The sequence below is a fragment of the Acidovorax sp. SUPP2825 genome (assembly GCF_030158995.1).
Lineage (GTDB): Bacteria > Pseudomonadota > Gammaproteobacteria > Burkholderiales > Burkholderiaceae_C > Paracidovorax.
This window is the reverse complement of sequence record NZ_BQXK01000004.1, coordinates 144,557-164,272: the sequence shown is the minus strand read 5'-3', so window position 1 is coordinate 164,272 and position 19,716 is coordinate 144,557. Positions and strand designations below refer to the sequence as shown.

Here is a 19,716-nt window from a genome sequence, read left to right as displayed (position 1 = left end):
CGCCCTCGGGCGGCTTTCGCGTTTCTGGCCTGCTGTTCCATGCACCGGTCACCCACCGCCTGTGAACAGCTTGTCCACAGACTTGTCATCCCAGTCTTCCCATCTGCCTGACGGTAACCCACCGCGCCCGCCGCGAGAGGACCTTTTGCCATGACCCTCGAGTCCCTTTCCATCGACGAGGATTTCGCTCCGGCGCCGGACCGCGAAGTCGCTCAGCTGCGCGTGCCGCCGCATTCCCTGGAGGCCGAGTCCAGCGTGCTGGGCGGCCTGCTGCTCGACAACATGGCCTGGGACCGGGTGGGCGATCTGCTGGTGGACGGCGATTTCTACCGGCACGAGCACCAGCTCATCTATTCGGCCATCGGCGCCATGGTGAACGCCAGCAAGCCCGCCGACGTGATCACGGTGTACGAGCGGCTGCAGGGGCTGGGCAAGGCGGAGGAGATCGGCGGGCTGGCCTACCTCAACAGCCTGGCGCAGTACGTGCCGAGCGCGAGCAACATCCGGCGCTATGCCGAGATCGTGCGGGAGCGTTCGATCCTGCGCAAGCTGGTCACCGCCAGCGACGAGATCGCCACCAACGCCTTCAACCCCAAGGGCAAGCCGGTCGAGCGCATCCTGGACGAGGCCGAGCAGAAGATCTTCGCCATCGGCGAAGAAGGCTCGCGCATGAAGCAGGGCTTCCAGTCGCTGGACACGCTGGTGGTGGACCTGCTGGACCGCGTCCAGGAAATGGCGGACAACCCCGTGGACGTCACGGGCGTGCCCACGGGTTTCGCCGACCTGGACCGCATGACATCGGGCCTGCAGGCGGGCGACATGGTGGTGCTGGCGGCGCGGCCGTCCATGGGCAAGACCTCGTTTGCCGTGAACATCGCCGAGCACGTGGCGCTCAACGAAGGCCTGCCCGTGGCCATCTTCTCGATGGAAATGGGTGCGGCGCAGTTGGCGGTGCGGATCGTGGGCTCCATCGGCCGTGTGAACCAGGGCAACCTGCGCACTGGCAAGCTGACCGACGAGGAATGGCCGCGGCTGACCGAGGCCATCGAGCGCCTGCGCACGGTGTCGCTGCACATCGACGAGACGCCCGGTCTCACGCCCAGCGAGCTGCGCGCCAACGCGCGCCGGCTGGCGCGCCAGTGCGGCAAGCTGGGGCTGATCGTGGTCGACTACCTGCAGCTCATGAGCGGTTCGGGCTCGTCCAGTTCGGACAACCGCGCCACCGAACTGGGCGAGATCTCCCGGGGCCTCAAGATGCTGGCCAAGGAGTTGCAGTGCCCGGTGATCGCGCTGTCGCAGCTCAACCGATCGGTGGAGCAGCGCACCGACAAGCGGCCGATGATGTCCGACCTGCGCGAATCCGGCGCCATCGAGCAGGATGCTGACATCATCATGTTCATCTACCGCGACGACTACTACAACAAGGACAGCAAGGAGCCGAACGTGGCCGAGGTCATCATCGGCAAGCAACGGAACGGCCCCACCGGCACGGTGAAGCTGTTTTTCCAGAAGAACCAGACGCGCTTCGAAAACCTCGCCATGGGCTCCGGCGACGATTTCTAGGCGCCTGGAGTCAAAAAGGCCTCCAGTACATATCCTTCTGGGGTATATTGCTATCAATTAAATAGCAAACGTCCGGAATGCGGTGCGGGCCCGGTCAGCTGCCGCCCAGCGCCCAGGCCAGCAGCCCCACGGTGGCGACACCGGCCAGTGCCACGGCGATCGTCAGGCGCTGGCTGCGCACCCGCAGCGCATCCACCGCGCGCACGAGCTGGGCGTTCTGCTCGGCGAGCGAGCCGATCAGCACGGCCGACGCCTGCTGCTCGGTCTCCAGCGCCTGCACCCGCTGGCGCAGCGCGGCCAGGCCGTCCTCCGTGCCGTTGGGCAGGGGCGCGGCGGCGGTGGCTGCCGGCCCTTTCTGCGTCTGGCCCAGCAGCCGCCGGGCGGCCTGCAGGATCTGGGGCGTCGCCTCGATCACGTCGCCCCAGGGCACCAGCTTCAGCGCGGTCATCCATCCCACGGCCATTACCGGGTGCTCCCGCTCACAGCACTTCGCTGGCGAAGTCCGCCAGGCGTGAGCGCTCGCCGCGCGCCAGGGTGATGTGGCCGCTGTGCGGCCAGCCCTTGAAGCGGTCCACCGCGTAGGTCAGGCCCGAGGAGCCTTCGGTCAGGTAGGGCGTGTCGATCTGCGCCAGGTTGCCCATGCAGATGATCTTGGTGCCCGGGCCTGCCCGCGTGATGAGCGTCTTCATCTGCTTGGGCGTCAGGTTCTGCGCCTCGTCGATGATCACGTACTTGTTGAGGAACGTGCGCCCGCGCATGAAGTTCATGCTCTTGATCTTGATGCGGCTGCGGATCAGCTCGTTGGTGGCCGCGCGGCCCCATTCGCCGGCGTTGCCGCCGTCGCCCTTGGCCAAAAATTCCAGGTTGTCGTCCAGCGCGCCCATCCACGGGCCCATCTTTTCCTCTTCGGTGCCGGGCAGGAAACCGATGTCCTCGCCCACGCTCACCGTGGCGCGGGTCATGATGATCTCGGTGTAGCGGCGCTCGTCCAGCACCTGCGTGAGTCCCGCGGCCAGCGCCATCAGCGTCTTGCCGGTGCCGGCCGTGCCGGTGAGGGTGACGAAGTCCACCTCGGGGTCCATGAGCAGGTTCATGGCGAAGTTCTGCTCGCGGTTGCGGGTGTTCACGCCCCAGATGGCGTTCTTGGCCGAGCCGTAGTCCTTGAGTGTCTGCAGCACCGCCGTGCGGTCGCGGATCTCGGTCACGCGGGCGAAGAGGCTGGGCTCGCCGGGCGCCTCGAAGTACGCGAACTGGTTGATCATCAATTGCGGCACGATCGGTCCGCCGATGCGGTAGTACGTGTGCACGCCGCTCTGCCAGCTTTCCACGTTCTTGCCGGTCTTGATCCAGAAGTCGGCCGGCAGCGCGAGCAGACCGGAGTACAGCAGGTCGCCGTCTTCGAGCGTCTTGTCGTTCTGGTAGTCCTCGGCGTTCAGGCCGAGCGCGCGCGCCTTGACGCGCATGTTGATGTCCTTGGACACCAGCACGACTTCGCGCGGGGCATGCAGCTTGCGCAGCGCTTCGACGACGCCCAGGATCTGGTTGTCGGCCTTGCCCTGGGGCAGGCTGGTGGGCAGGCTGTAGTCAAGCGGCGCCGTCTGGAAATACAGGCAGCCGCCGGCCGCGCGCTGGCCGGTGGAGTCGAGCTTGAGCCCGCGCGCGATGTCGGCGCCCTGCGCGGCGGCCAGCGCGTCGAGCGTGCGGCTGGCCTGGCGTCCGTTGCGGGCGACCTCGGTCATGCCTTTCTTGTGGCCGTCCAGCTCTTCGAGCACGATCATCGGCAGGAAGATGTCGTGTTCCTCGAATCGGAAGAGGCTGGTCGGGTCGTGCAGCAGCACGTTGGTGTCCAGCACGAACATCTTCTTGGGGCCGTTGCTGCGCACCTTGCGGCTGCGCGCGCTGGGTGCCGGAGTGGGGGCTTGTGCGGGCTCGGGCGCGGCGGTGCGTGCCTGCACCGGCTCAGCCAGGGCGGGCTCACGGGCCTGCACCGGCGCAGGGGCCGGTGCGGCGCGGCGGCGCGACGGCGCGCGCTGCCCGGGTTGCGGCGGTGCCTCGCTGGCCACTGGCGCGGGTGCACGCGCGGCAGTGCTTTCAGTGCGGGGTGCCGCATCGCGGGCGGACGGGGCCGTGCGCGCGGGCTTGCGGGTGGAACGGGTGGCGGGAGGGTTGGCGGGTTCGAAGGCTTCGACCGGTTCGTCAACGGCGGTCAGGTCCGCACGGGCCGTGGTCTGGTGGTAAGCATCCGGAGAAAGCAGCGCGGCGCGCCGGGTGGGGGCGGGGGGCAGGGGCATGGTGCAATGGCCTCGATGGGATGTTCAGAAAGCAAAAAGCCGCCTGGAGGCCAAGGCGGCTTTTGGGTGAGGGGAGGGCGTTGCGTTTCTCAGCAGCATCGACCCATTATGCATGCTCCCCATGACGGCCCGCGGCAGCCTGCCGCAGCCGGCTTCAGGCAGCTTTCTTGAGGGCCTTGATGGACTTCACGGCTTTGAGCACTTCGTCCACATGGCCCGGCACCTTGAGGCCGCGCCATTCGTGGGCGAGGATGCCGTCGGGGCCGACCAGGAACGTGCTGCGTTCGATGCCCTTGACCTTCTTGCCGTACATGATCTTGTTCTTGACCACGCCGAACATGTGGCACATTTTTTCTTCGGTGTCGGCGATCAGTTCGAACGGGAGTTCGAGCTTTTCCTTGAAGTCGTCGTGCGACTTCATGTTGTCGCGCGACACGCCGAAGACGGCTGCGCCGGCCTTGACGAAATCTTTGTACTTGTCGCGGAACTGCATGGCTTCGGTGGTGCAGCCAGGGGTGTTGTCCTTGGGATAGAAGTACAGAATCAGAACCTGGCCAAGATGCGAGGTATTGGAGACCTTGATCCCCCCGGTCGCGTTGGCTTCAAATTCAGGTAGGGGTTTGTTGACAACGATCGCCATGGCACTCAATCTCTCAGGATGAAAGTCGTTGAAAAGCCGGGGGAGCGGTGTGTGTTATTGCTCTTGGAGGGCCCCCGACCGCAACCGGAGATTTTACCTTGAAACGGACTCTTTCGCACTCTTTCAGGCCCTGCAGTCTGTAACCAAAGTACACAACTGGCGATCAAGGCTCCAGCAGCAGGGCGGCGACCACGTTGCGCCCCTCGCCCGCCAGGATGTTGTAGGTGCGGCAGGCTGCCGGGGTATCCATGGTCTCCAGCCCCATGCGCTTGGCCATCAGCGGCTGCAGCCAGGCGGGCGGCGGAAAGCGGTTGCGCGTGCCGCTGCCGAAAAGGATGAGTTCCGCATCGAGCCCGGCCAGTTGCGCGAAGTGCGCCGGCGTCAGGTCTTCGAAGCGCGTGCAGTCCCACGCCTGGCGCAGCCCGCGCGAGCCGAGGATCACACTCGTCGTGAGCTTTTCGCCGTCCACGCCGATCCAGCCGGGGCCGTAGGCGCTGATGGTCTGCGTTTCGGAGCGGTCGGGCTGGAATTTCATTCGCTTTGGATGGATATCCGTTTGTGGGAAAAGGTGCGCTACGAGGGGCCAAAGGGTGCCAGGGCGCTGCGGGAACTGTGGTCAAATTATAGGTTTCGCCACAGAGGCAATGCCTCCTGGCGGGTCTCTGAGTCCCCCCGTGTCCGGCTCCCGTCCTTTTTTCGCCAGCGCATGAAGACCATCCACAAATCCGCGAAGCTCAATAACGTTCTCTACGATGTCCGGGGCCCGATCGTGGACGCGGCCAAGCAGATGGAGGACGAGGGGCAGAAGATCATCAAGCTGAACATCGGCAACCTCGCGCCGTTCGGCTTCGACGCCCCCGAGGAAATCCAGCAGGACATGATCCGCAACCTGCCCAACTCGGCGGGCTATTCGGACAGCAAGGGCATTTTCGGCGCGCGCAAGGCGGTGATGCACTACAGCCAGCAGCAGGGCGTTACGGGCGTGACGCTCGACGACATCTACCTGGGCAACGGCGCGAGCGACCTGATCGGCATGGCCACCAACGCGCTGCTCGACGATGGCGATGAACTGCTGGTGCCCGCGCCCGACTACCCCCTGTGGACCGCCGTCGCCAGCCTGTCGGGTGGCAAGCCCGTGCACTACCTGTGCGACGAGGCCAACGGCTGGATGCCTGACCTGGACGACATCCGCGCCAAGATCACGCCGCGGACCAAGGGGCTGGTGGTCATCAACCCCAACAACCCCACGGGCGCGATGTACTCCGACGAGCTGCTCAAGGCCCTGGTGCAGATCGCCCGCGAGCACGGCCTGGTGCTGCTGGCCGACGAGGTGTACGACAAGGTGCTGTACGACGGCGTCACGCACACGGCGCTGGCCAGCCTGTCCACCGACGTGCTCACGCTGACCTTCAACTCGCTCTCCAAGGCCTACCGCTCGTGCGGCTACCGCGCGGGCTGGATGGTGATCTCGGGCAACAAGGAAGTGGCCCGCGATTACATCGAGGGCATCAACATGCTCGCCAACATCAAGCTGGGCTCCAACGTGCCCGGCCAATGGGCCATCCAGACGGCGCTGGGCGGCTACCAGAGCATCAACGACCTGGTCCGGGAAGGCGGGCGCCTGCGGCGCCAGCGCGACCTGGCCTATGAACTCATCTCGGCGATCCCGGGCGTGAGCTGCGTGAAACCCAAGGCGGCGCTCTACATGTTCCCCCGCCTGGACCCCGCGATGTACCCCATCGCCGACGACCGCCAATTCTTCATGGAGGTGTTGCGCGCCACGCGCGTGATGCTGGTGCAGGGCTCGGGCTTCAATTACCCCGACCAACAGCACTTCCGCATCGTGTTCCTGCCCCACGAGGACGATCTGCGCGTGGCCATCGGCCGCCTGGCGGATTTCCTCGCCCGGTACCGGCAGCAGCATGGCACCGCCTGATTTTTACTCCTATTTTCATAGCTGCCAGCGCATATTCATCTAGCGCTGCAGTGCAATTTGACTGGTAATTCGATCATGAAACCGATCCAAGTGGGCCTGCTGGGCATTGGCACCGTCGGCAGCGGCGTCTTCAACGTGCTGCAACGCAACCAGGAGGAAATCCGCCGCCGCGCCGGCCGTGGCATCGAGATCGCCATGGTGGCCGACCTCGACGCGGCCCGCGCCAGGACCGTCGTGGGCGACACCGCCGAGGTGGTGAGCGATGCGCGCGCCGTCATCACCAACCCCGACATCGACATCGTGGTCGAGCTGATCGGCGGCTACGGCATCGCCAAGGCCCTGGTGCTGGAGGCGATCGCCGCCGGCAAGCACGTGGTCACCGCCAACAAGGCGCTGCTGGCCGTGCACGGCACCGAGATCTTCGCGGCCGCATCGGCCAAGGGCGTGATGGTGGCCTTCGAGGCCGCCGTGGCCGGGGGCATCCCGATCATCAAGGCGCTGCGCGAAGGGCTCACCGCCAACCGCATCCAGTGGATCGCCGGCATCATCAACGGCACCACCAACTTCATCCTGTCCGAGATGCGCGACAAGGGCCTGGATTTCGACGTGGTGCTGAAAGAGGCGCAGCGACTGGGCTATGCCGAGGCCGATCCGACCTTCGACATCGAAGGCGTAGACGCCGCGCACAAGGCCACCATCATGTCGGCCATCGCCTTCGGCATCCCGGTGCAGTTCGACAAGGCCTATGTGGAAGGCATCACCAAGCTCGGCGCGGCCGACATCCGCTATGCCGAGCAACTGGGCTACCGCATCAAGCTGCTGGGCATCGCCAAGCGCCGCTCCGGCGCGGGCGCGGCCTCCGGCCAGACCGACGGCGTGGAGCTGCGCGTGCACCCCACGCTCGTGCCCGCCAAGCGCCTGATCGCCAACGTGGAAGGCGCCATGAACGCCGTCGTCGTGCAGGGCGATGCCGTGGGCACCACGCTGTACTACGGCAAGGGCGCCGGCAGCGAGCCCACGGCCAGCGCCGTGATCGCCGACCTGGTGGACATCACCCGCCTGGCCTCGGCCGACCCCGAGCACCGCGTGCCGCACCTGGCCTTCCAGTCGCACACGCTCGACCAGGCCATGGGCACGCTGCCCGTGCTGCCCATGAGCGAGGTCGTCACCAGCTACTACCTGCGCTTGCGCGTGGCCGACGAGGCCGGCGTGCTGGCCAAGGTCACGGGCCTGCTCGCCACGGCCGGCATCAGCATCGACGCGGTGCTGCAGCGCGAGGCGGACGAGGTGGGCGGCGAGGGTTCCACGCAGACCGACCTCATCATCCTCACGCACGACACGCGCGAGGGCACGATGAACGACGCCATCGCGCAGATGCAGGCGCTGCCCACGGTGCTGGGCCCCATCACGCGCATCCGCAAGGAGGAGCTGAACTGATGCTGTACGTCTCGACCCGCGGCCATACCGACCGCAAGCATTTCTGCGACATCCTGCTGGAGGGCCTCGCGCCCGATGGCGGCCTGTACCTGCCCGAGCGCTACCCGCAGATCGACGACGCGGCGCTCACCCGCCTGCGCCGTGCCTACCACGAGCAGGGCTACGCGGAGCTGGCCTTCCAGATCCTGTCGCTCTACATCGACGACATTCCCGCGGCGGATCTCAAGCGCCTGTGCGAGAAGACGTACACGGCCGAGGTGTTCGGCACCGGCGAGATCGTGCCGCTGCGCCACCTGGAAAACAGCCTGTGGCTCGAAGCCCTGTCCAACGGCCCCACGCTGGCCTTCAAGGACATGGCGATGCAGCTGCTGGGCAACCTGTTCGAATACGAACTGGCGCGCCGCGGCGAGACGCTCAACATCCTGGGCGCGACCAGCGGCGACACCGGCAGCGCCGCCGAATACGCCATGAAGGGCAAGCAGGGCGTGCGCGTGTTCATGACCAGCCCGCACGGCCGCATGAGCGCGTTCCAGCAGGCGCAGATGTTCAGCCTGCAGGACGAGAACATCCACAACCTCGCCATCGAGGGCGTGTTCGACGATTGCCAGGACATCGTCAAGGCCGTGAGCAACGACCTGGCCTTCAAGCGCCAGTACAAGATCGGCACCGTCAATTCGATCAACTGGGCGCGCCTGCTGGCACAGGTCGTGTACTACTTCGCCGGCTACGTGCAGGCCACCGATACCAACGACCAGACGGTGAGCTTCACCGTACCGTCGGGCAACTTCGGCAACGTCTGCGCGGGCCACGTGGCGCGCATGATGGGCCTGCCGATCGACCAGCTGGTGGTGGCGACGAACGAAAACGACGTGCTGGACGAGTTCTTCCGCACGGGCGTGTACCGTGTGCGCGGCAGCGCCGACACGCACGAGACCTCCAGCCCGTCCATGGACATCAGCAAGGCGAGCAACTTCGAGCGCTTCGTGTTCGACCTGCTCGGCCGCGACGGCGCCCGCACGCAGGCGCTGTTCGGCGAGGCCCTGGCCCGGGACGGCGCGTTCGACCTGAGCGGCGACCCCGCATTTGCCGAGGCGGCGGGGCGCTACGGCTTCGTGAGCGGCAAGAGCACGCATGCGGACCGCATCGCGACCATCCGCGACACGTTCCAGCGTTTCGGCGTGACGATCGACACCCACACCGCCGACGGCGTGAAGGTGGCGCGCGAGCACATCCGTCCCGGCGTGCCGATGCTGGTACTGGAAACCGCGCTGCCGATCAAGTTCGCCGAGACCATCGTCGAGGCGCTGGGCCAACCGCCCGAGCGGCCGGCCAAGTTCGAGGGCATTGAGGCGCTGCCCAAGCGCGTGCAGGTCATGCCGGCCGACGTGGTGCTGGTCAAGGCCTACATCAGCCGCCACTGCGCCTGAGTCCTTTCAGGCGGGTTTTGTGCCGAATCGGGCCGATGCCCTAGTGCTTATTGTTCCTTTTGCTATTAAATTAATAGCAAATCCCAGGAGGTCGCAATGAAGGTGGTGGGCTTTGCCGGGTTCTCGGGCAGCGGCAAGACCACGCTGATCGAGCGGCTCATTCCGGCGCTGGGCCAGCGCGGGCAGCGCGTGTCGGTGGTCAAGCACGCGCACCACCGGTTCGACGTCGATCACCCCGGCAAGGACACCTGGCGCCACCGCGAGGCCGGGGCGTTCGAGGTGGTGGCGGCTTCGGACCGACGGATGGTGCTGATGCGCGAGTTCGCCCAGCCCACCGAGCCCGGCGTGCACGGCCTGCTGGCCGAGCTGGACGACCGGGTGGACTGGGCCCTGGTGGAGGGCTTCAAGGAGTGCGATCTGCCCAAGGTGGAGGTGTGGCGCTCGCCGTCGCCCGATGACACCGAGCGCAGCGTGCGCTATCCGCAGGACCCGTTCGTTGTCGCCGTGGTGACCGATGCCCCCGCCCGCCTGCCCGTGCCCACCGGGCTGCCTGTCTTCGATGGCTGGGCCGGCCCGGTCGATGCCCTGGCCGACTGGCTGATCGCCCAGGGCCCGCGCTTTCACTATGTTCCGCCACCGCCTGGAGTCCGCTGAATGCCCGCTGCCGCCCGCCCCCCGATGAAGCCCCTGGACGAGGCGCTGGCCGACCTGCTGGCCCATGCCGTGCCCCTGGCCGGCACCGACACGGTGGACACGTTCGAGGCCGATGGCCGCGTGCTGGCCGTGGCGGCCGTCTCGCCGCTGCAGGTGCCGCCCCATGACAACAGCGCCATGGACGGCTATGCCGTGCGCCGGGCCGACGTGGCCGTGGCCGGGGCGCAGCTGCCCGTGTCGCAGCGCATCGCGGCCGGCAGCGCGGGCCTGCCGCTGGCCGCGGGCACGGCGGCGCGCATCTTCACGGGCGCGCCGGTGCCGCCCGGGGCCGATGCGATCGTGATGCAGGAAGACTGCCAGGCGCTGGAGGGCGACCGCGTGCAGATCGATGCCGTGCCCGCCGTCCACCAGTGGATTCGCCGCGCGGGCGAGGACATCGCGCTCGGGGCCGAGGTGCTGGCCGCGGGCATGCGGCTCACGCCGGCCGCGCTGGGGCTGGCCGCGAGCATCGGCCTGGCGCGGCTCACCGTGGCGCGGCGCCCGCGCGTGGCGCTGTTTTCGACCGGTGACGAACTCGTCATGCCCGGTGAGGTGGACCCGGCCCGCATGCCGCCCGGCGCCATCTACAACAGCAACCGGTTCTTCCTGCGGGGGCTGCTGCGCCGCCTGGGCTGCGCGGTGACCGACCTGGGCATCGTGCCGGACCGGCGCGAGGCCACGCTGGAGGCGCTGCGTGGCGCCAGCCTGGAGCACGACCTGATCCTGACCAGCGGCGGCGTCTCGGTGGGCGAGGAAGACCACGTCAAGCCCGCTGTCGAGGCCCTGGGCCGGCTGGACCTGTGGCAGATCGCCATGAAGCCCGGCAAGCCTTTCGCCCATGGCCGCATCGGCGCGGCGCACTTCATGGGGCTGCCGGGCAACCCGGTATCGAGCTTCATGACCTTTGCGCTGCTGGTGCGCCCGTTCCTGCTGCGGCTGCAGGGCGTGCAGGCCGTCGCCCCGCAGAGCGTGGCGGCCACGGCCGACTTCGACTGGCCGCGCGCGGACCGGCGCCGCGAGTTCCTGCGCGTGCGGCGCAATGCGGCGGGCGGGCTGGACCTGTTTCCCCACCAGGGATCGGGCGTTCTCACGTCGGTCGCCTGGGGCGACGGCGTGGTGGACACCCCGGCCGGCCAGACCATCGCGCGGGGCGATACCGTGCGCTTCATTCCCTGGGCGGAGCTGCAGTCATGAGCCGCACCGTCACCGTGCGCTACTTCGCCGCGATCCGCGAGGCCGTGGGGCAGGGCAGCGAACGCCTGGCGACGCAGGCGGCCACGCTGGGCGCGCTGCGCAACGAACTGATCGCGCGCGGCGGGCCCTGGGCGCACAGCCTGGGCCGTGGCCGCGCGGTGCGCATGGCGCTCGACCAGACGCTGAGCGACGAATCCGCGGCGCTGGCCGATGGGGCGGAAGTGGCGTTCTTTCCGCCCGTCACGGGCGGCTGAAGGCCGGCGCGCCCGTGGCCTGACGCGCCCCTTTTCGATGCCTGCTTCCGACGCGCCCCTTTTGCCGTGGCTGCAGGCCCTGGAGGTGGAGTTGCACCGGCCGGCCGCGCGCCAGGACGCCGCCCGGCTGGACGCACTGCTGCACGACGACTTCCGCGAGTTCGGCCGCTCCGGTGCGGTCTACACCAAGGCGGACGTCCTCTCGCAACTGCCGGCCCAGGCGCAGCATGCCGTGGTGGTCGCGGACCGCTTCGAGGTCCGGCGTCTCGGTGAGTTCGCCGCGCTGCTCACGTACCGATCGGCGCAGCGGTTGGACGACGGAACCCTGGAGCGGTGGACGCTGCGCACTTCGGTGTGGGAGCGGTCTGCGCGTGGGTGGCAGATGCGCTTCCACCAGGGCACGCCTGCCGCGCCCGGCGGCCCCGGCGAATCCGAACCCCCGACGGCACGGGCCGAAGGGGTGCCGCCGCCTTGATGGCGGCGGCCCGAGGCCCGTCTCCCGCAGGCTCTTAAGCGCCCTGGGGTGCGATGGCGGCCGGCTCGCCGCGCGGCAGGGCCGCCAGGGCCTCTTGCAGCCGCTGTACCAGTGCGGGCGAGGCCGACGTCATCGGCGCGCGCAGTTCGTCCGCCATCTCGCCCCGCGCGGCCAGCAGGGCCTTGATGGGGGCGGGGTTGGGCTCGGCGAAGAAACGCTCCACCCACGGAAGGATCCCCTCCCAGAGCCCGCGTGCCTGCACCAGGTCCCCGGCCGCGACGGCATTCAGGCAGGCCACCCATTCGGCCGTCTGCCAGTGCGCGCTCGCGGCGATGGCCCCGGCGCCCCCGAGCGCGACGGTGGTGAATGCCTGGGCGTCCTCGCCCGCCAGCATTTGCAGCGCGCCGTCTGCGATCAGCGCCTGCGTCTTCGCCGGGCTGCCGCCGCAGTCCTTCACGGCGCGGAGGTTCGGGTGCGCCGCCAGGCCGCGCAAGGTGGCCAGGTCGAGCGTGGCGCCGGTGCGGTAGGGAATGTCGTAGACGATGAGCGGGACCGCGCTGGCATCGGCGATCGCCCCGAACCACTGCTGCAGCCCCGCCTGCGACGGCCGGATGGAATGCGGCGCCGACACCAGCAGCCCGGCCAGCGGCTGCGGGGCCAGGCTGCGCACCCGCGCCAGCACCTGGCCCATGTGGCAGCCCGACACGCCCATGACCACCGGCAGGCCGCCCGCGTGCGCGAGCACCGTGGCCAGCACGGCGTCCTGCTCCGGCGTGTCCAGCGCCCCGGCTTCGGCGGTGGAGCCGCAGGCCACGAACCCCGCGATGCCCGTGCCGCGCAGCCGCTGCACGAGGGCCTTCAGGGCGTCATGGTCCACGGCGCCGTGGCGAAACGGGGTGACCAGGGGAATCCAGAGGCCGGAGAAATCGCCACGGGCCCGCGGGGTGGCAGGGCGGGTGGTGGCATGGGAGTGGGTGGAATGTGAACGCACGGGAACATCCTTTCAGGCAACGACCGAGGGAGCCGTCCAGGGATGCGTGCGCCGACCGGCAAAGCGGCAGGCGTTCAAAAAGAAAAAAGGGGAGAGGGTGCCTGCCGTGCGGTTCCGTCGCTCATCCGGACGGAACCGCAGCTCCGGTCAGATGAGCTGGGGTTTTTTGGCTTTGCCTGCGCACGCCGCCACGGACCAAAGGGTCCGCGAAGGCGAGGGGGTGTGCGAAGGCATGGGGGCAGTATAGCCAGGGTGCGCCGGTACAGGCCCTCCGTCGCGCCGCTGGCGGTGCCCTCGCGATGGGTGGCGGGGCTAGGGCGCAGGGGCGTCGCCCTGCGGAACCTCGTCCGCAGGGGGCGGCAGTTCCGGGCAGCGCCAGTTCAGCAGTTCGGCCAGGCGCAGCGTGATCCAGCGCGCCTCGGGTGGCGCCACGCCGGAGCCGGGCGTGGCCAGCCCGGCGTGGATGCGCAGCAGGATCTCGGCCTCCGACGGGGCCTGCACGTGGTAGAGCGTCTGCGCCTGCTCCACCAGATGGCTGGCCAGGTCTTCGCACAGCTCGTAGCGCTCGCGGACCACGGCGACCGGCTCGGACAGGCGCTGGCGGGCGTCGCTGTACAAGGCCAGGAACGAGGGCGGGACGTGGATCTGGTTCTCGTCGTGCATGGCGGATGCGGCTCAGTCGGGCGTGAACAGGCGCGCGAACCGCTCGGCATCCTCGGCCAGCTCGAACGTGGCGAGCTGGCCCATCTTGCCGTCCGCCAGGCGGTGGGCGGCGAACAGGCTGTAGCGGCCCCGCAGGTCGTAGCTGGGCAGGTCGATCAGCGCGTAGGGGTGGGGCTGGAAGACCTCGTGCTCGAACACCACGCGGTGCTGGTTGCGCGGTGACGGAAAGAGCTTGTAGCGGTCGGTGGTGACGGTCTGGGTGGCCATGCGGAAAGGAGAGCGAAGGGGAGGGGTGGCAGCGGTGCGAGGCGCAAGAGGCGGGCGCGGCGGCATGCCTGGCAAGCCGGCCACTTTAGCAAAGGCGCTCTTTTCCCGGCCGGCGCCAGCGGCCCGGCGGTTTCCGTGACAATCGCGGTTTGCGAACGCACGCACAAGGACACCGCCGCATGGCACGCAATTCGAGAGACAAAGACGAGTGGGCCGGCAAGGTCTTCGCCCTCATCCAGGGCGGCAACACCCAGGCGGCCATCGCACAGGTGAAGGTCGCGCCGTCGGTGAATGACGTGGTGCGGCTGCAGGCCATGCTGGCGCGCGTGCCGGCGTCCCCCGCGCGGCGCCAGCTCGACCAGATCATCGAGGAAGAGCGCGGGCTGCTCTCCGCCCCGCGCCTGCACCGCTCGCCATGAGCCGCACCGGCGCCAGACCCCTTTCGCTGCGGCCATGAACCCCGTTTCCGCTCCACTCCCCATTGCCCCGCCCCGCGTGGCCGTCCAGGCAGCCGACTTCGACGTGTCCGCCGAACTGGCGGCCCTGCGCGCCGGCGATCCGCGGGTGGGCGCGGTGTGCTGCTTCGTGGGCACCGTGCGCGATCACAATGCCGGCGACGCCGTCGCATCGATGGAGCTGGAGCATTACCCCGGCATGACCGAGAAGTCCATCGAAGCCATGGTGGACGAGGCGCTGCGCCGCTTCGAGCTGTTCGGCGCCCGGGTGGTGCACCGTGTGGGGCTGCTGCAGCCGCAGGACCAGATCGTGCTGGTGGCGGTGACCTCGGCCCACCGGGGCCAGGGCTTTCAGGCCTGCGAGTTCCTGATGGACTACCTCAAGACCCAGGCGCCGTTCTGGAAGAAGGAGGTCACGCCCCAGGGCGCGCGCTGGGTCGATGCCCGGGTGAGCGACGACGCCGCGCTGGCGCGCTGGGGCATCGCGGCCCTTCCCAATGCGGATCAGGGTTTGAAGTAAAAAGGCCTTCGCCGCATATTCCACTAGGGCGTGGAGCTATCAATAAGTGAGCATTTGGCATTTTTTGAAATGCCTGCCTGAATTTGATCTGGCGCATGGCCTGCTGTGGCGCGCGCGCTTGAAATGTGCCTCCACCTCCCCCAACTGCGTTGCAATTCGGAGGACATTTCAACCATGCGTCTCGACAAATTCACCACCAAGTTCCAGGAAGCCCTGAGCGACGCGCAGTCGCTGGCGCTGGGCAACGACAACGCCTACATCGAACCCGTGCACATGCTGGTCGCCATGCTGCGCCAGGAAGACGGTCCGCGGGCGCTGCTGCAGCGCGCCGGCGCCAACGTGCCGGGGCTGCTGTCCGCGGCCGAGGCCGCCGTCAAGCGCCTGCCCCAGGTGCACGGGCAGGACCAGGTGCAGGGCGGCCCCGAGCTGGGCCGCGTGCTGCAGGCCACCGAGAAGGAGGCCATCAAGCGCGGCGACCAGTTCATCGCCAGCGAGCTGTTCCTGCTCGCGCTGGTGGACAGCAAGGGTGACGCCGCCCAGATCGCCAAGGACAACGGCCTGACCCGCAAGAGCCTGGAGGCCGCCATCGACGCCGTGCGCGGCGGCCAGAAGGTGGACAGCGCCGAGGCCGAAGGCCAGCGCGGCGCCCTCGCCAAGTACTGCCTGGACCTGACCGAGCGCGCCCGCATCGGCAAGCTCGACCCCGTGATCGGCCGCGACGACGAGATCCGCCGCGCCATCCAGGTACTGCAGCGCCGCACCAAGAACAACCCCGTGCTGATCGGCGAGCCCGGCGTGGGCAAGACCGCCATCGTGGAGGGCCTGGCCCAGCGCATCGTGGCCGGCGAGGTGCCGGAATCGCTCAAGGGCAAGCGCGTGCTGTCGCTGGACATGGCGGCCCTGCTCGCCGGCGCCAAGTACCGCGGCGAGTTCGAGGAGCGCCTGAAGAGCGTGCTGAACGAGCTGGCCAAGGACGAGGGCCAGACCATCGTCTTCATCGACGAGCTGCACACCATGGTCGGCGCCGGCAAGGGCGAGGGCGCCATGGATGCGGGCAACATGCTCAAGCCGGCGCTGGCGCGCGGCGAGCTGCACTGCGTGGGCGCGACCACGCTCGACGAGTACCGCAAGTACATCGAAAAGGATGCGGCCCTGGAGCGGCGCTTCCAGAAGATCCTCGTGGGCGAACCCACGGTCGAGGCCACCATCGCCATCCTGCGCGGCCTGCAGGAAAAGTACGAGGTGCACCATGGCGTGGACATCACCGACCCGGCCATCGTGGCCGCGGCCGAGCTGTCGCACCGCTACATCACCGACCGCTTCCTGCCCGACAAGGCCATCGACCTCATCGACGAGGCCGCGTCCAAGATCAAGATCGAGATGGACTCCAAGCCCGAGGTCATGGACCGGCTCGACCGGCGGCTGATCCAGCTGCAGATCGAGCGCGAGGCCGTGCGCCGCGAGAAGGACGAATCCTCGCAAAAGCGCTTTGCGCTGATCGAGGAAGAGATCGCCAAGCTGCAAAAGGAAATCGCCGACTACGACGAGATCTGGCAGTCCGAAAAGGCCCAGGCCCAGGGCAGCGCGCATGTGCGCGAGGCGATCGACAAGCTCAAGTTCCAGATCGAGGAGTTCACCCGCAAGGGCGACTTCAACAAGGTGGCCGAGCTACAGTACGGCAAGCTGCCCGACCTGGAAAAGCAGCTCAAGGAAGCGCAGGCCAAGGAAGCCGGCAAGGACGGCGCAGGCAGCGCCCCGCGCCTCCTGCGCACCCAGGTGGGCGCCGAGGAGATCGCCGAGGTGGTCAGCCGCGCCACCGGCATTCCCGTGGCCAAGATGATGCAGGGCGAGAAGGACAAGCTCCTGCAGATGGAGGACAAGCTGCACGAGCGCGTGGTGGGCCAGGACGATGCCATTGCCGCGGTGGCCAACGCCATCCGCCGCTCGCGCTCGGGCCTGTCCGACCCCAACCGGCCCACGGGCTCGTTCCTGTTCCTAGGCCCCACGGGCGTGGGCAAGACCGAGCTGTGCAAGGCGCTGGCGGGCTTTTTGTTCGACAGCGAAGACCACCTGATCCGCATCGACATGAGCGAGTTCATGGAAAAGCACTCGGTGGCCCGCCTGATCGGCGCGCCGCCCGGGTACGTGGGCTATGAAGAAGGCGGCTACCTCACCGAGGCCGTGCGCCGCAAGCCCTACAGCGTGCTGCTGCTCGACGAGGTGGAAAAGGCCCACCCCGACGTGTTCAACGTGCTGCTGCAGGTGCTGGACGATGGCCGCCTGACCGATGGCCAGGGTCGCACCGTGGACTTCAAGAACACGGTGATCGTGATGACGAGCAACATCGGCTCGCACCTCATCCAGGCGATGGTGGGCCAGGACTCGGACGACCTCAAGGAAGCGGTTTGGGGGGAACTCAAGAACCATTTCCGACCCGAATTCCTGAACCGCATCGACGAGACGGTGGTGTTCCACGCGCTGGATGCGAAGAACATCGAAGCGATTGCACGCATCCAGTTGCAGTTGCTCGAAGCGCGTTTGGCGAAAATGGACCTGCACCTGCAGGTGTCCGACACGGCCCTGGCCGAGCTGGCCAAGGTGGGGTTCGATCCCGTGTTCGGTGCGCGGCCGCTCAAGCGGGCGATCCAGCAGCGGCTGGAAAATCCGCTGTCCAAGCTGCTGCTGGAAGGCCGGTTCGCGCCCAAGAGCGTGATTCCGGTCGATGTGGACCCGGTGCTCGATCCGGGCGTGTTCCGGTTCGGCGAGGCCCTGACGCAGGGTTGAGCCGGGCCCTCTCAGGAAAGGATTGGGTTTGAACGATTTTGCAGCCGGGGTGATCCGGTGGATAGTGCGCCTGGCCGTAGTGGCCGTCGGCGTGGTCTTTTTCCTGAGCCTGCTGGCCGTGGCCGCTTTGCTGGCGGTGGTCTGGGGCGCCCGTGCCCTGTGGGCGCGGGTGACCGGCCGCCCCGTGACGCCCTGGGCCATGCGCATGGACCCGCGCACCGGCTGGAGCACGGTGTACCGCAGCACGGCGCGCTGGTCCGCTGCCCCGGGCGGCCGCCCGGTGGCGGATGGCCCGGCCGAGCCGGCGGTGCGCTCGCGCGAACTGCCCGGCGCGCGTGAGGTGACCGACGTGCAGGCGCGCGACGTGTCCTGATCCGGCGGCGCGGCAGGGCGGCCTTGGTGGCCCGCTCGCCTGCCTTTGTGCTGGGACATCGGTGCCGGGCTGCGCCCGGGATCGCACCGCGCCCAGTCCGGCTTGGGGCGTCGGCCATCGGGCACGCGTTTCCCGCTTATTTTCCCGAATGAGGCACTTGGAGACCTGGATTTACAGGCGGTTGCAAGGGCGCTGCCTATGATGCGTGGAATGACCCCTGCCGATATCCGCCACCAGTTCGAAATCCAGCGGCGTGCCAGCCGGGACCATGCCGACGTGCCCCTGCTGGTGCGCCGAGAGCGCCTGCTGCGGGTGCGCAAGATGCTGGACGAACACGGCCCGGTGCTCGCGGCGGCGGTGCAGGCCGATTTCGGCATGCGGTCGCCGCGCCTGACCGAGGTGGCCGATCTGTTCGTGCTGCGCGCGCAGTTGTCGCACACGCTGCGGCACCTGGCCCGCTGGGCCAAGCCCCGCAAGGTCTTCACCCCGATGTTCCTGCAGCCGGCGCATGCCTGGGTGCAGCGGCAACCGCTTGGCGTGGTGGGCGTGATCGCGCCGTGGAACTATCCCGTGCAGCTGGCGCTGGCGCCGGCCATCGGCGCTCTCGCGGCGGGCAACCGGGTGATGCTCAAGCCCAGCGAACTCACGCCCCACACCTCTGCGCAACTGGCCTCGCTGGTCTCGCAGTTCTTTTCTCCCGACGAGTTCTGCGTGGTGCAGGGCGATGCTGCCGTGGCGGCGCTGGTCGCCTCGCTGCCGTTCGACCACCTCGTGTTCACCGGCTCCACGGCCGTGGGGCGCAAAGTGGCCCAGGCCGCCGCCGTGCACCTGACACCCACCACGCTGGAGCTGGGCGGCAAGTCCCCGTGCATCCTCGATGCGGACTGCGACCTGCAGGACGCCGCGCTCAAGATCGCACACGGCAAGCTGCTGAACGCGGGCCAGACCTGCATCGCACCCGACTATGTGCTGCTGCCGCGCGGGCGCGAAGCCGCGTTCGGCGAGGCCTACCGCGCCGCCGTGGCACGGCTCTTTCCGTACTTCGAGGGCAACCCCGACTACGCCTCCGTCATCAACCCCCGGCAGCTGGCGCGCCTGCGCACCATGCTGCAGCAGGCGCAGACGCAAGGCGCCGACGTGCAGGTGCTTGAACCCGTGCCCGGCTCCCCGCCACCGCCCGCGCAGGGCATCGGCGACGGGGTGGGGCGGCAGATGCCGCCTGTGCTGGTCTTCAACGCCAGCCTGAACATGCAGGTGATGCAGGAAGAGATCTTCGGCCCCGTGCTGCCCGTGCTGGGCTACGAGCGGCTGGACGACGCCATCGCGCACATCAATGCCGGGCCGCGGCCGCTCGCGCTGTACTGGTTCGGCCGCAACGAAGCCGTGCGCGACGATGTGCTGCGCCGCACGGTGAGCGGCGGCGTCACGGTGAACGACACGCTCATGCACATCACGCACGACAACCTGCCGTTCGGCGGGGTCGGCGACAGCGGCTGGGGCGCCTACCACGGCGAGGCGGGCTTTCTGCGCTTTTGCCACCAGAAGTCGGTGCTGGTGCAATCGCGCTGGTCCATGGGCTCGGCGCTCTACCCGCCGTATGGCGCGCGTTTCGACCGTGTCATGGGCCTGCTGCGCCGCTGGCTTTAGTCGTCACGGGGCCCTCGCACAGGGCCCGGGACAGCCGGGGGCTGGAGTGGAAAAACCATTTGCGGCGACAATGCCGCTCCTTTCGTTTTTTCATCCCCTGTTTTCG

Annotated in this window: 20 protein-coding genes; 13 read left to right on the top strand and 7 right to left on the bottom strand. The window is 68.3% G+C overall.

The features are described 5' to 3' along the window. The first annotated feature begins 150 nt into the window (after nucleotides 1-150). Nucleotides 151-1,563, top strand: coding sequence for a replicative DNA helicase (gene dnaB, locus AVAK2825_RS07220; protein ID WP_284395760.1), 1,413 nt, complete (start codon nucleotides 151-153; stop codon nucleotides 1,561-1,563). A 94-nt stretch (nucleotides 1,564-1,657) separates the two neighbouring features. On the opposite strand, the gene AVAK2825_RS07215 is transcribed toward dnaB, so the two are convergent. The 4 genes from AVAK2825_RS07215 to AVAK2825_RS07200 form a co-directional block, all read right to left on the bottom strand. After that, the gene (locus AVAK2825_RS07215) at nucleotides 1,658-2,026 is read right to left on the bottom strand and encodes a hypothetical protein (RefSeq protein WP_284395757.1); all 369 of its coding nucleotides are present in this window, start codon (nucleotides 2,024-2,026) and stop codon (nucleotides 1,658-1,660) included. Nucleotides 2,027-2,042: 16 nt separating this feature from the next. Next, nucleotides 2,043-3,854 (bottom strand): PhoH family protein, encoded by a 1,812-nt coding sequence (locus tag AVAK2825_RS07210; RefSeq protein WP_284395754.1) that lies wholly within the window; start codon nucleotides 3,852-3,854, stop codon nucleotides 2,043-2,045. A 154-nt stretch (nucleotides 3,855-4,008) separates the two neighbouring features. Next, a complete protein-coding gene (locus AVAK2825_RS07205; protein ID WP_272551605.1) occupies nucleotides 4,009-4,494 on the bottom strand; it encodes a peroxiredoxin in 486 nt (161 codons plus the stop codon). A 163-nt stretch (nucleotides 4,495-4,657) separates the two neighbouring features. Beyond that, complete coding sequence (locus AVAK2825_RS07200; RefSeq protein ID WP_284395750.1) at nucleotides 4,658-5,029, bottom strand: Mth938-like domain-containing protein; 372 nt, start codon at nucleotides 5,027-5,029, stop codon at nucleotides 4,658-4,660. A gap of 171 nt (nucleotides 5,030-5,200) precedes the next feature. On the opposite strand from AVAK2825_RS07200, the gene AVAK2825_RS07195 reads away from it, so the two are divergent. The 7 genes from AVAK2825_RS07195 (at nucleotide 5,201) to AVAK2825_RS07165 (ending at nucleotide 11,910) form a co-directional block, all read left to right on the top strand. Beyond that, nucleotides 5,201-6,430 (top strand): pyridoxal phosphate-dependent aminotransferase, encoded by a 1,230-nt coding sequence (locus AVAK2825_RS07195; protein WP_284395745.1) that lies wholly within the window; start codon nucleotides 5,201-5,203, stop codon nucleotides 6,428-6,430. Between the two features lie 75 nt (nucleotides 6,431-6,505). After that, nucleotides 6,506-7,867: a homoserine dehydrogenase gene (locus AVAK2825_RS07190; RefSeq protein WP_284395742.1), complete on the top strand. Its 1,362-nt coding sequence runs from the start codon at nucleotides 6,506-6,508 to the stop codon at nucleotides 7,865-7,867. Continuing rightward, nucleotides 7,867-9,294: a threonine synthase gene (gene thrC, locus AVAK2825_RS07185; RefSeq protein WP_284395740.1), complete on the top strand. Its 1,428-nt coding sequence runs from the start codon at nucleotides 7,867-7,869 to the stop codon at nucleotides 9,292-9,294. The genes AVAK2825_RS07190 and thrC overlap by 1 nt, the downstream gene beginning before the upstream one ends. A 96-nt stretch (nucleotides 9,295-9,390) precedes the next feature. Then, nucleotides 9,391-9,948 (top strand): molybdopterin-guanine dinucleotide biosynthesis protein B, encoded by a 558-nt coding sequence (mobB, locus tag AVAK2825_RS07180; protein WP_284395737.1) that lies wholly within the window; start codon nucleotides 9,391-9,393, stop codon nucleotides 9,946-9,948. Beyond that, a complete protein-coding gene (locus AVAK2825_RS07175) occupies nucleotides 9,949-11,181 on the top strand; it encodes a molybdopterin molybdotransferase MoeA (RefSeq protein ID WP_284395734.1) in 1,233 nt (410 codons plus the stop codon). Next, nucleotides 11,178-11,435 (top strand): molybdopterin converting factor subunit 1, encoded by a 258-nt coding sequence (gene moaD / locus AVAK2825_RS07170; RefSeq protein ID WP_284395731.1) that lies wholly within the window; start codon nucleotides 11,178-11,180, stop codon nucleotides 11,433-11,435. The genes AVAK2825_RS07175 and moaD overlap by 4 nt, the downstream gene beginning before the upstream one ends. Before the next feature lie 37 nt (nucleotides 11,436-11,472). Then, a complete protein-coding gene (locus AVAK2825_RS07165; protein WP_284395730.1) occupies nucleotides 11,473-11,910 on the top strand; it encodes a nuclear transport factor 2 family protein in 438 nt (145 codons plus the stop codon). 34 nt (nucleotides 11,911-11,944) lie between these two features. Here the strand turns inward: AVAK2825_RS07165 and AVAK2825_RS07160 are convergent, their stop codons facing one another. From AVAK2825_RS07160 to AVAK2825_RS07150, 3 genes are all read right to left on the bottom strand, one after another. After that, entirely contained in the window at nucleotides 11,945-12,901 is a 957-nt protein-coding gene (locus tag AVAK2825_RS07160) for a dihydrodipicolinate synthase family protein (RefSeq protein ID WP_502870501.1), read from the bottom strand. A gap of 312 nt (nucleotides 12,902-13,213) precedes the next feature. Further along, on the bottom strand, nucleotides 13,214-13,564 hold the full coding sequence (locus tag AVAK2825_RS07155) for a hypothetical protein (RefSeq protein WP_284395728.1): 351 nt from the start codon (nucleotides 13,562-13,564) through the stop codon (nucleotides 13,214-13,216). Nucleotides 13,565-13,576: 12 nt separating this feature from the next. Further along, nucleotides 13,577-13,831 carry a hypothetical protein gene (locus AVAK2825_RS07150; protein WP_272567945.1) on the bottom strand — a complete coding sequence of 85 codons (255 nt, stop codon included), beginning with the start codon at nucleotides 13,829-13,831 and terminating at the stop codon, nucleotides 13,577-13,579. A 179-nt stretch (nucleotides 13,832-14,010) separates the two neighbouring features. On the opposite strand from AVAK2825_RS07150, the gene AVAK2825_RS07145 reads away from it, so the two are divergent. The 5 genes from AVAK2825_RS07145 (at nucleotide 14,011) to AVAK2825_RS07125 (ending at nucleotide 19,610) form a co-directional block, all read left to right on the top strand. After that, complete coding sequence (locus AVAK2825_RS07145) at nucleotides 14,011-14,250, top strand: hypothetical protein (RefSeq protein WP_272567946.1); 240 nt, start codon at nucleotides 14,011-14,013, stop codon at nucleotides 14,248-14,250. Between the two features lie 34 nt (nucleotides 14,251-14,284). Continuing rightward, nucleotides 14,285-14,806 (top strand): molybdopterin synthase catalytic subunit MoaE, encoded by a 522-nt coding sequence (gene moaE / locus AVAK2825_RS07140; RefSeq protein WP_284395723.1) that lies wholly within the window; start codon nucleotides 14,285-14,287, stop codon nucleotides 14,804-14,806. A 174-nt stretch (nucleotides 14,807-14,980) separates the two neighbouring features. Next, nucleotides 14,981-17,590: an ATP-dependent chaperone ClpB gene (gene clpB / locus AVAK2825_RS07135; protein ID WP_284395721.1), complete on the top strand. Its 2,610-nt coding sequence runs from the start codon at nucleotides 14,981-14,983 to the stop codon at nucleotides 17,588-17,590. 28 nt (nucleotides 17,591-17,618) lie between these two features. Then, complete coding sequence (locus AVAK2825_RS07130; protein ID WP_284395719.1) at nucleotides 17,619-17,963, top strand: hypothetical protein; 345 nt, start codon at nucleotides 17,619-17,621, stop codon at nucleotides 17,961-17,963. 210 nt (nucleotides 17,964-18,173) lie between these two features. After that, the gene (locus AVAK2825_RS07125) at nucleotides 18,174-19,610 is read left to right on the top strand and encodes a coniferyl aldehyde dehydrogenase (protein ID WP_284395718.1); all 1,437 of its coding nucleotides are present in this window, start codon (nucleotides 18,174-18,176) and stop codon (nucleotides 19,608-19,610) included. The last annotated feature ends 106 nt before the right edge of the window (nucleotides 19,611-19,716 follow it).